Source organism: Rhizomicrobium sp. (assembly GCF_056722145.1).
This window is the reverse complement of the sequence record NZ_JBWZET010000225.1, coordinates 1-10,388: the sequence shown is the minus strand read 5'-3', so window position 1 is coordinate 10,388 and position 10,388 is coordinate 1. Positions and strand designations below refer to the sequence as shown.

At 63.3% G+C, this 10,388-nt stretch carries 8 protein-coding genes; 3 read left to right on the top strand and 5 right to left on the bottom strand.

Going from position 1 to position 10,388, the window contains the following annotated elements:
• Positions 1–286 precede the first annotated feature (286 nt).
• Complete coding sequence (locus AC1P6P_RS12285; RefSeq protein ID WP_481402731.1) at positions 287–514, top strand: hypothetical protein; 228 nt, start codon at positions 287–289, stop codon at positions 512–514.
• A 75-nt stretch (positions 515–589) separates the two neighbouring features.
• Here AC1P6P_RS12285 and AC1P6P_RS12280 read toward each other — a convergent pair whose 3' ends face one another.
• The gene (locus AC1P6P_RS12280; RefSeq protein WP_481402730.1) at positions 590–1,285 is read right to left on the bottom strand and encodes a transposase; all 696 of its coding nucleotides are present in this window, start codon (positions 1,283–1,285) and stop codon (positions 590–592) included.
• A gap of 180 nt (positions 1,286–1,465) precedes the next feature.
• A complete protein-coding gene (locus AC1P6P_RS12275) occupies positions 1,466–3,262 on the bottom strand; it encodes an ABC transporter ATP-binding protein (RefSeq protein WP_481402729.1) in 1,797 nt (598 codons plus the stop codon).
• A 101-nt stretch (positions 3,263–3,363) separates the two neighbouring features.
• Here AC1P6P_RS12275 and AC1P6P_RS12270 point away from each other — a divergent pair, with 101 nt between their 5' ends.
• Entirely contained in the window at positions 3,364–4,152 is a 789-nt protein-coding gene (locus AC1P6P_RS12270; RefSeq protein ID WP_481402728.1) for a glucose 1-dehydrogenase, read from the top strand.
• A gap of 58 nt (positions 4,153–4,210) precedes the next feature.
• Here the strand turns inward: AC1P6P_RS12270 and AC1P6P_RS12265 are convergent, their stop codons facing one another.
• From AC1P6P_RS12265 to AC1P6P_RS12255, 3 genes are all read right to left on the bottom strand, one after another.
• The gene (locus tag AC1P6P_RS12265; protein ID WP_481402727.1) at positions 4,211–4,702 is read right to left on the bottom strand and encodes a MarR family winged helix-turn-helix transcriptional regulator; all 492 of its coding nucleotides are present in this window, start codon (positions 4,700–4,702) and stop codon (positions 4,211–4,213) included.
• A gap of 352 nt (positions 4,703–5,054) precedes the next feature.
• Complete coding sequence (locus AC1P6P_RS12260; protein ID WP_481402726.1) at positions 5,055–5,204, bottom strand: hypothetical protein; 150 nt, start codon at positions 5,202–5,204, stop codon at positions 5,055–5,057.
• A gap of 58 nt (positions 5,205–5,262) precedes the next feature.
• Positions 5,263–6,792, bottom strand: coding sequence for a M10 family metallopeptidase C-terminal domain-containing protein (locus AC1P6P_RS12255; RefSeq protein ID WP_481402725.1), 1,530 nt, complete (start codon positions 6,790–6,792; stop codon positions 5,263–5,265).
• A gap of 240 nt (positions 6,793–7,032) precedes the next feature.
• Between AC1P6P_RS12255 and asnS the strand changes: the two genes are divergently transcribed.
• Positions 7,033–8,433: an asparagine--tRNA ligase gene (asnS, locus tag AC1P6P_RS12250; RefSeq protein ID WP_481402724.1), complete on the top strand. Its 1,401-nt coding sequence runs from the start codon at positions 7,033–7,035 to the stop codon at positions 8,431–8,433.
• Positions 8,434–10,388 lie beyond the last annotated feature (1,955 nt).

Below are 10,388 nucleotides of genomic sequence, written 5' to 3'. Positions count from 1 at the left end.
AGGGCATAGCGCCCGTCCGGCGACACATGCGGATCGTCGAGCCGATCGAGGCTGGCCATCAGTTTGGCGGTGAAGGGGGCGGCGGGTGCGGCAAAGGCGAGGGCCGCGCCGCTCAAAAGAAAGGCGGCGGCGATGCGCGAAAGGCGGGACATGTGCTAATCCGTGAAGCTGCGACGGGCCCGGACCATATCCGCTGAGGGCCGGTTGTACGAGGGCCCTGTTGAAGCAGGAATTCGCGGCGATCAATTCGTGGTGAGCCGCCCAATGGGATGAGACGGAGTTCGAAATGCGATCGATGCGAATCTACAGCCGCCGGGCTTACCGCAACACGATCGCGTTCGGAGTGGCGCTGGTCGCCGCCGGCGTCGCGGTCGTCCTCGCCGATATCTTCCTCCTTACCGCCGTCGCCCCGGTGCTGCGCGCCATCGTCGGCGTGGTCGATTTCTTCCTCTACTTCCTCGGCCTCTCCTACATCCTCGCCGGCTTCTGGGGCCTGGCGAAAGCGAAGAAATAATGGGGTCAGAGTGGATTTATCGACCGCCCGGCTCGCCTGCCGCGCCGGCGAGAAATCCACTCTGACCCCATTTTTTCAATCGGCCGTCGCGGCCCGCGGTCGTCCCTTCGGCAGCGGCGATGCCCGGCGTTTCGCAGCTTTGGCGACCTGACGCTGAAACCGGTCGTCGCCGAGTGCCCAGCCGCCGTTCGTTGCCGCGCGTAACGTCGCGACAAGGTCTTCGTCGAGCGCCTGCCGGCAAAGGGCGCGATACTCCTCCTGGCGTTCCGTCGGGGTGCGGCCCAGGCGAAGGAATACCGGATGGTCCGCCGCGAGGGGATCGGCCTTGCCGTAGGCATGGGCGGCATAACTCGACCACGGATACTGGCGCGGACCGTGTACCATGCCCGCGCGCACCGGGTTCAGCTCGATATAGCGGCAGCAGGAAATGAAATAGTTGTCGCTGTCGATCGGCGCGGCCCGGTAACGGCCTTCCCACAAAGTACCGGTGCGATCGCGGGTGTGATTGATGAAGCCGACATAGCGGCGCCCCAGCGACTGCATCATCCCGGGCAGGCTCAGTTTCGTATCGGGTGTTAGCAGCAGGTGGACGTGGTTGGTCATCAGGACATAGGCATGCACCGAACAGTTATGGTCTTCGGCCGCTTCGCCCAGCCACCGGCGATAAAGCGTGTAGGTGTCGTCGCCGAAAAATATGGGCTGACGGTTGTTACCGCGTTGAATGACATGCAGCGATTGACCGGGAACGAAATAACGCCCGAGCCGCGCCATCGACGCCTCCTGTGCCGTGCCCAGTCACACGATAGGCGGGCCGCAGAGCAATTGCGAGTCCGCCTAAAATGGGGTCAGAGTGGATTTTTTCCAACCATCGTCGGTGGCGCGGCGGGCGATCGAGAAATCCACTCTGACCCCATTTCTTGCTGCGCCTGCATCTGCATCGCATGCTCCCCCTCACGCCGCGTCGTTGGCGATCAGGCCCAAGCTCTGCCGGCGCACCAACGCAGCATAATAGCCGCGCCGCTTCAACAACTCCGCATGCGAACCGATTTCCGCAATGCGGCCCTGTTGCAGCACGATGATGCGGTCGGCGTTGGTCACGGTGGCGAGGCGGTGCGCGACGACGAAGGTGGTGCGCCCTTTCATCAGCCGTTCCACCGCGCCTTGCACCAGCGCTTCGGCCTCGGCATCGAGCGCCGAGGTGGCTTCGTCTAGGATCAGGATCGGCGGATTTTTCAACAGCGCGCGGGCGATCGCGACCCGCTGGCGTTCGCCGCCCGACAGCAGGCTGCCGCGTTCGCCGGCCATGGTGTTGTAGCCGTCCGCCATGCGGGCGATGAAGTCGTGGCAGTTGGCGGCGCGCGCGGCGGCTTCGATTTCGGCGTCGGTGGCATCGGGTCTGCCATAGGCGATGTTGGCGCGCAGCGTGTCGTTGAACAGCAGCGTATCCTGCAGCACGACGCCGATGTGACGGCGCAGCGCGGCCTGTTTCAGGTGTTTGACATCGCGCCCGTCGACCAGCACGCGGCCCTGGCGCGGATCGTAGAAGCGCATCAACAGCGCCATCAGCGTCGTTTTGCCTGACCCGGACGGCCCGACGATGGCGACCATCTCGCCGGGCTTGACGTGCAGGTCGATGCCCGACAGCAGTGGCCCGCCGCCGTCATAGCCGAAATGGACGTCGTCGAAGATGACATGGCCTTGCACCGCCGCGACATCCTCCGCATCCGGAGCATCTTCCAGGTGTTCGGCAAGATTCAAAATGCGGTGGATTTCGCTCAGCGACACCGTCGCTTTCTGCAGCGTCTGGTACATGGTGGACAGGCCCTGGACCGGCCCGAACAGTCCGCTGACGAAGCCGAGAAACGCCACCAGCGTGCCGAGCGTGATGGCGCCATGGACGATCAGCGCCACGCCCGCCGCGATCGCCGACAGCCGCGCCAACGCGACCGCGAGATTGCTCGCCGCGCCGTAGCCCGCATCGGTGGCGACGCCGCGGATCACGGCGCGATTGGCTTCGCCGACCTCGCTGAGGAAGCGCTGCTTTTCGGCGTCTTCCATGGCGAAGCTGCGCACCACCAGAATGCCGGAGAGGACTTCGTTGAAACGCGAATAGATTTTCGACCAGCGGTCGAGCAGGGTCTTTTCGCGGCGCACCTGTTCGGGGCCGGCGCGCACCGCGAACAAGGCCGGCACTGGCGCGAACAGCACCACGATCAATGCCAGCCGCCACTCCAGCCGGAACATGATCGAAGCCGCGATGATGAGAAACAGCACCGCCGGCAGCACCGAAAACAGAAGCTGCGCGGTGGCGCCGACCAGGCCCTGGATGGAACGGTCGAGCCGCGTCATCAGCGCGCCGGTGCCTTCGCTCCGCTGCATTTTGAGCGGCATGCGATGCAGCTTGCCGATGGTCGCTTCCAACAGGGCGTATTGCAGCCCGATGCGGGTGCGCCAGGTCAGCCAGTCGGCGCAGGCGGTGGCGCCTTCGCGGCCGAGCGCGAAAACCAGCAGCAGCCCGACCAGCGTGGTGAGATGGGCGATATCGCGGTTGCCGGCCAGCGTGTCGAACAGGAATTTCAGCACCAGCGGCTCGCAGGCGTTGAGGGCGGAGATGGTCAGCGTCAGTCCCAGGATGGCGCCGACCGCGGTGCGCTGCGGAAAGGCAAACCGCAGGATCGGCGCGAGCTTGGCGGTGCGGGCGCGAAGGCCGCGGATCAGCGCGTTCTGTCCGGCAATCCGGTATTCCATGAGCGATTTGTAACGTGAGCATACAAAGCCGCCGATCCGTAGGAACCCGTGTCGGACTGAATGTCGCTGGAACCAGCCGCCGCCGCCGGAGTTGCCCGTATATGCTTGCGATCGATCTATCCGGGCGGCGGGCCCTGGTTACCGGCGGCGATACCGGTCTTGGGGCGGCGGCGTCGCGGGCGCTGGCGGCGTGCGGGGCGTGGGTCGGCATCGGCTATCGCGGCGAGCGCGCCCCGGCGGAAAAGCTGGCGGCCGAACTGCACCACGCCGAGGGCAGGGCGGTGGCGATCAACGTCGAAGATATTTCGGATGCGGCCGCGGTCGCCGCCGCCTTCGCCAAAGCCGACGAAGAGCTGGGCGGCGTCGATATCCTCGTCAACAATGCCGGCATCGACGGCGAGCGCCAGTTCTGCGCCGACAGCGATCCGACCGCGTGGCGCCGCGTGATCGACGTCGACCTGATCGGCCCCTATCATTGCGCCCGCGAGGCGGTGAAAAGGATGATCGCGCAAAAGCGCGGCGTCATCATCAACGTCACGTCGGTGCATGAAGCGATCCCGTGGGCCGGCTATTCGGCCTACACCGCGGCCAAGGCGGGGCTCGCCATGTTCACGCGCACGCTGGCGCAGGAAACCGCCGAGCATGGGGTACGGGTCTTGGCGGTGGCGCCGGGCGCGATCAAAACGCCGATCAATGCGGGCGTGTGGAAAGACCCGGCCGGCAAGGCCGATCTGATCGCCAAAATCCCGATGGAACGGATCGGCGAGCCAGCGGATATCGGGCGGGTGATTGCGTTTTTGGCCAGCGATCTCGCCGGCTACATCACCGGCACGTCGGTCGTCGTCGACGGCGGCATGCTGCTCTACGCCGACTTCCGCGAGGGCGGATAGCCAAAAGCGAGACGGGGGTTCCCGCCTCGCTCCGGTAAGTTGCTGGCGTCAGCGCCGATCAGCGCGTGAAACGCTTCAGGCCTTCGACGAAGCCGCCGAGTTCGGCCTTGGTGAACTTCTGGCCGATCCACTTTTCGTGCTCGTGGATGGCGGCCTTGGCCTGGGTCAGGACCTTCTTGCCCTTGGCGAGGACATACAGCTCCTGGCGGCGGCCGTCTTCGGCAGACCGCTTGCGGACAATCAAGCCGCGCTCTTCCAGGCGGTCGACGATCGCCATCATCGACGCGCGGTCCATGCCGAGCTCGTTGGCGAGCGCGATCTGGGACACCGCCGGATTGGCTTCGATCAGCCACAGAACGCTGGTCTGCTTCTGGGTGAGATCGAGCTTTTCCATGGCCGCTTCGAACTGCCGGCGGATGGCGACATAGGCCATCCGAACCTGATAGCCGATGTTGTCGTCGAGCTTGTTGTGCTTGAGGGCGGGTTTTTCGGACGCTTGGGCCGGCGCAGACTTGCGGTCGCGCCGGGTCGAGGAGTGTTCCATAAGCATGTCGGGGAGAATTCCTGCTGCGCAAACTGATCGCTGGCCCAATCGTAGCGGCGCCCAGTAAAAGTGGCAACGGCGTCACGTTCGTATGCAGTGCTCTACAACGCGACATATGGAGGCGGTTGCAATTTGGTAATTTGGCGAAATCGTGCCGCCGAGGCCGCCGGCAGCGCCGTAAAATCTGTCGGCATTGCGTACGTCTCGACCTCGGCGCGGCCTCGACACGGCAATTGCAGAACCCATTCAGTAATCGTGCAACTAAGAATTGTTTGGGAGGGCGGCGCAATCCCGCCGCAGCCGGTAACCGCTTAATATTATGTGATAAATCAGCGGCGCTGCGACGGCAGGCGCCGATCTATTTCTCGTCTTTCTTGGTCCCGCCCGGGACCTGTTCCTGCGGCTTCGCGGGGTGGTCACGCTGCTTCTCTGCCTGCTTCTGCAGGGCGGCTTCGATCTGTTCGACACCGCCTTCCGCGGGCTGTTCGTGTGCATTCGGATTGGGCACGGTGCGTCCTCCTGTCGTCCGCAGGAACAACCGCGCCCAGCCGATTCAGTTCCGGATTTCATCCTGTAGCCGCCAGCCACGCGCTGCGAGAGTCGGTGAGTCCCCGGCTGATGAGAGGGCCGGTTCCGGCAAGCGGAGCATTGGCGAGAGCGCCGGCGGTCGAACTTGGCGCCACATCTGACGCCGTAATCGACGGGTCCCATCCGATTTGTTCGGTAACATTGAGGGTACTGGCAGCATTGGACACGCTGGTCGAAAGGGCGGTCGATTTGTCGGCAAATTTCAGGATTTCCACCGACGACAGCGTGTCGTGAATGCCGGTCGCGGTGATCGTGGTGATGCTGCCGCTCCTGCTGATCTTGTAGGCCGATGATTTGCCGGGCAGCACCAATGTGTCGGTGCCTGTGCCGCCATCGAGCGTGTCGGTGCCGCTGGAAAGGTAGAACGTGTCGTTGCCGCCGCCGCCGCGCAGCGTGTCGTTGCCCGCGCCGCCGTGGATCGTATCGGCGCCATTGCCACCGGTCACCGTGTCGCCGTCGTTGTTGCAGGTGACCGTCGTGCCGCCTGCCGTACACACCAGCTTGTCGATCTTGGTGTTGTAGGCAATGGCGATGTTCTTGCTGAGCCCCGCGGCGCTGGAATAGGTGCCGGCATTGAGATTGACCGACGCCTTGCCGCCGAAGCCGCTGAGATCGAGCGTGTTGTTGCTGCCTTTGTCCCACAGCGTGATCACCGGCGTGGTGTTCTGGGTGAAATCGAAGAACGGCTTCAGCGCGCCGGTAATGTTGGTGTGAAAGCCGAACACTTGGCCGCCGCTGAGTGGCGTGGATGTCGCCACTCCGTAAAGCCGCTGGATGGCGAGGATGTCGAGCGGCATCGGGGTGGTCGGCTGGTGTCCGGCCCAATTGACCCCGGTCAGCGGCGTCTGCGCGCTGTATTTCGCGGTGGTGCCGGGATTGATGTAGGACATCAGCGAATAGGCCTTGTTGTCGTAGGCGCTGAACTGCTGCGTCATCGTATTGACGGCGCCGTTGTAGGGCCCGGCGTGGCCGAGGCCGAGGGCGTGGCCTTCTTCGTGCAGGAGGTTTTCGATCGTGAAGCCGCCCTGGCTGGCGAGGCCGCTGATCGGACCGAACGTCGTGCCGGTGGTGTCGATGTTGATCGAGCCGTGGGTTTCGGTCCCCAGCACTTTGCCGCCGGTAACGCAGGCGTTGAACGCCGGATTGTAGAGCGCATAGGTGTAGGAGCTGCCGTCATTGGTGCGGCGGAAGGTGATGTCGGCTTTGGTCGAACTCGTCACCTGGACGAATTTGACATTGGCGACGGCCGCCCACAGCGCCAGACCCGCGGCCAGCCATTTCTCTTCGGTGGCGCTCCATTTGGAGGTGGGATCGAAATAGTAGCTGACCGTTCCGCCGGAACTGCCGGCTGCGGTGCCGCCCCATTTGCGCGCCGAGGTCCACTGGCTCGAGTAGGTCGCGGGGGTGTTCAGGTTCCAGCTGTAGAAGCTCTTGCTTGCCAGCGTGCCGTTGCTGGCGACGCTCGAAATGAACGCAACTTCGTCTTGCATGGTCGGTGAGACCGCCATTCCCTCATCCTTTTTCGACGTGACCGGCTGCGGCTGCGGAATTTGGCGAACCGATGCTGCAATGTCGCGAAGCTTCTGGCGCCGTCACAGAGTTTCCACGGTGTCCGAAAATGTGCACAGCCGATGCGACGAAATGGCTTGTGGTCGCTTGCGGGGCAGGGCAGCCCTGATGCGGAATCGCTGGACAAAATCGCGCCGCCGTCTGTAAATCCCGCGGGTTTTTATTTCGCTGGGTAAATCATGAGCACCTATTCCGGACGCGCGATCCTTGGCGGCCAGGCGCCTGAGACCGAAACCGTCACCGTCAAGGGCTGGGTTCGCACCCGCCGCGATTCCAAGGCGGGCATTTCGTTCCTGCAGGTTTCCGATGGCTCCTCGTTCCATCCCGTTCAGGTCGTGGTTCCCAACACGCTGGCGAACTACACCGATGAGGTGCTGAAGCTTACCGCCGGTTGCGCCGTGGAAGCGTCGGGCAAGATCGTGCCGTCGCCGGCCAAGGGCCAGCCGTTCGAGATGCAGGCCGAGAGCGTGACGGTGGTCGGCTGGGTCGAAGACCCCGATCATTACCCGATCCAGCCCAAGCCGCATTCGGTGGAATACCTGCGCGAAGTCGCCCACCTGCGTCCGCGCACCAACATCATCGGCGCGTCGGCGCGCGTCCGCCACACCCTGGCGCAGGCGATTCATGGCTTCTTCGATCAGAACGGGTTCGTCTGGGTCAACACCCCGATCATCACCGCCTCGGACTGCGAAGGCGCCGGCGAGATGTTCCGCGTCTCGACGCTCGACATCGCCAACCTGCCGCGTACCGACGAAGGCAAGATCGACTTCTCCAAGGATTTCTTCGGCAAGGAAGCGTTTCTGACGGTTTCGGGCCAGTTGAACGTCGAGACCTACTGCATGGCGCTGTCGAAGGTCTACACCTTCGGGCCCACCTTCCGCGTCGAGAATTCCAACACCTCGCGCCATCTCGCCGAATTCTGGATGGTCGAGCCGGAAATCGCCTTCGCCAACCTCAGCGATGACGCGACCCTGGCCGAAGGCCTGTTGAAGCATGTGTTCAAGACGCTGCTGGACAAGCGCGCCGACGATCTCGAATTCTTCGACCAGCGCGTCGAAAAGGGCCTGGTCCAGAAACTGGAAGGCATCGTCAATTCCGAATTCGTCCGCATGGACTACACCGAGGCGGTGGAGATTCTTGGGCGTTCGGGCGCCAAGTTCGAATATCCGGTGAGCTGGGGCACCGACCTGCAGTCCGAGCACGAGCGCTATCTCACCGAGAAGCACGTCGGCAAGCCGGTGATCCTGATGAACTACCCGAAGGGGATCAAAGCCTTCTATATGCGGGTCAACGACGACGACAAGACCGTCGCGGCGATGGACGTCTTGGCGCCCGGCATCGGCGAAATCATCGGCGGCAGCCAGCGCGAGGAACGCCTCGACGTGCTCGACGCCCGCATGGATGCGACCGGCATCGTCAAGGAAGCCTACGACTGGTATCGCGATCTGCGCCGCTATGGGACAGTGCCGCACGCCGGTTTCGGCCTCGGCTTCGAACGCACGCTGATCTACGCCACCGGCCTCGCCAACGTCCGCGACGCCATCCCGTTCCCGCGCACCCCCGGCAACGCGCGCTACTGAGGCCGCGGCCACCGCACCATTTACTGCCCCCGCGGGCGAGGAGATTTATCCGTACGCAGAGAGACCGTGGGGGAAGTCTGGCCGAAGGCCAGGAAGGGGGCTTACCTCACATCGTGTGTCCCCTTCGCCGCACGGTCCCCGTGCGAGCAATGAAAGTAGTGCGCCCGCGGGGGCAGAGGGAGAAATTCCACGCGGAGACGCGGAGACATTTTGCCAAATCGCTCACGCTCGAATCTGCAATGAGACGCGGCCAACCCGTCTGGCACCCTCGCTCCGCGCCTCCGCGTGAATCCGAACTTGTCATCCCCGGCGAGCCCGTCGTCGCTGCGCAGCGGCGAAGCCGGCCGAGACCGGGGACCCAGGTGGTGGCGTTCGTTCAAGCCGTGACGTTTCGCACGACCAAGTCTACGAGATCGCGTCACGACCTGGGTCCCCGGTCATCGCGCGGTCGCTTCGCGCCCGTCGCTTGCCGGGGATGGGGGAACGCGAGCGGCGGTCCCGTTTGGCCCTCTCGCTCCGCGCCTCCGCGTGAATCTATTCAAACTCAATTCCCCTCATGCTGAGGCGCGAGCCGCATTGTGCTGTATGCGATGTGCCATGCCGCCCGCCCGGCGAGCCTCGAAGCACGCACCTGCGCTCAAACAGAATTTCCACGCGGAGACGCGGAGACGCGGAGACATTTTGCCAAATCGCTCACGCTCGAATCTGCAATGAGACGCGGCCAACCCGTTTGGCACCGCGTCTCCGCGTGAACCGACTACTCGCCGCCCCAGGCTTCACCGCGGGAACCTGCGACGCAGACGCAAGCCGGGAAACGGCGAATTGGGGGAGGAATCCGAACGATGGAGATACTTCCAAGATGCGCCGAAGACGACGTTCAGGAGCGCTTATCAGGCGCGACGCGGCTGCTAATTTAGATGACTATTTGAGGATCGCCCAAAGGCATGCGCTTGGACTTCCGCCTGACGTTTTCCAAATGGTTTCCACAGTGCAATTTAATCTATGGTCGGCTACATCGTCTGAAATTCGCGCGTCGTTCCCGCCGGAGAGGTCTGCGACATTCTTCAGTCCGATACGGAACTCACGCGGTTTTTGTGGGTGGGGCGATGACCACGAGTGTATTGGAGGCGAACGCTCCAACGACACGCTCAGTCTTGCCAATGTCAACACCGCACGATAGGGTCGCGAAGTTCCAAGTCACGGGGGGATCATGAGCTGGGGGCATATCATTCACGCGCTTTGCCACGCCACACCAGAGATGAAGAAGGAATACGGAGGCGGAGCCACCTTTGCCATTTGGGTAGTCGTCATCGCAGTAGCAGCGTATTTTTTGTTATAGCGGGGGCCATCTGCGACGGCTGTTTCCCGTTCATCGAATTGAGATGAGTTGGGTTGCGAGCCGAACGGCAAGTTCTGGCGCAACCCGGAAGTAGCCGGGCTGGCCGGAATGTCCGCAAACGGGTGACGTGTTGCCATCGAAAAATCCGACACGCCTCGATTCACCAATTCCGTTCATCACCATGAACGCCTGCATCTGCATCGCGCCCTCAACAAAAAAATCTTCTCGCCGCCTCTTGAAATGTTGGCATCGCACACCCACCTCTCGTCTTGTGTTTGACAATGGAGACGTGTCTTCGGCTTCGGCCTGTTCTGATCTGCGCAAATACAGGAGAACCGCGCCCGCACGCGCCGCAAGAGGCAAACCCCGCCAAGCAGAGTAAGTCCGCCATGTCGGCATCGCGCTTGGAGGAGGGTTTGATGAGCACTCCGCAGAATGAGACCAATGCGCCTGTCGATCGCCGCGTGACAGCGGCCTCCGGAGGCGGCGGCGGCTTCGAGGCTGAAGGCGGAATTGGTCGATTCCGCCTTTGGTATATGGGCTTTAGTAGAAAACCACCGTCCGCCGGCCGTTCAGCAGGATCCGGTGTTCGGCGTGCCACTGCACGGCGCGGGCC

What these genes read in the sequence shown, in the direction of transcription:
- AC1P6P_RS12255 (WP_481402725.1), bottom strand. Translation starts at nt 6,792, where the DNA reads ATGGCGGTCTCACCGACCATGCAAGACGAAGTTGCGTTCATTTCGAGC.
- AC1P6P_RS12275 (WP_481402729.1), bottom strand. Translation starts at nt 3,262, where the DNA reads ATGGAATACCGGATTGCCGGACAGAACGCGCTGATCCGCGGCCTTCGC.
- AC1P6P_RS12265 (WP_481402727.1), bottom strand. Translation starts at nt 4,702, where the DNA reads ATGCTTATGGAACACTCCTCGACCCGGCGCGACCGCAAGTCTGCGCCG.
- asnS (WP_481402724.1), top strand. Translation starts at nt 7,033, where the DNA reads ATGAGCACCTATTCCGGACGCGCGATCCTTGGCGGCCAGGCGCCTGAG.
- AC1P6P_RS12280 (WP_481402730.1), bottom strand. Translation starts at nt 1,285, where the DNA reads ATGGCGCGGCTCGGGCGTTATTTCGTTCCCGGTCAATCGCTGCATGTC.
- AC1P6P_RS12270 (WP_481402728.1), top strand. Translation starts at nt 3,364, where the DNA reads ATGCTTGCGATCGATCTATCCGGGCGGCGGGCCCTGGTTACCGGCGGC.
- AC1P6P_RS12285 (WP_481402731.1), top strand. Translation starts at nt 287, where the DNA reads ATGCGATCGATGCGAATCTACAGCCGCCGGGCTTACCGCAACACGATC.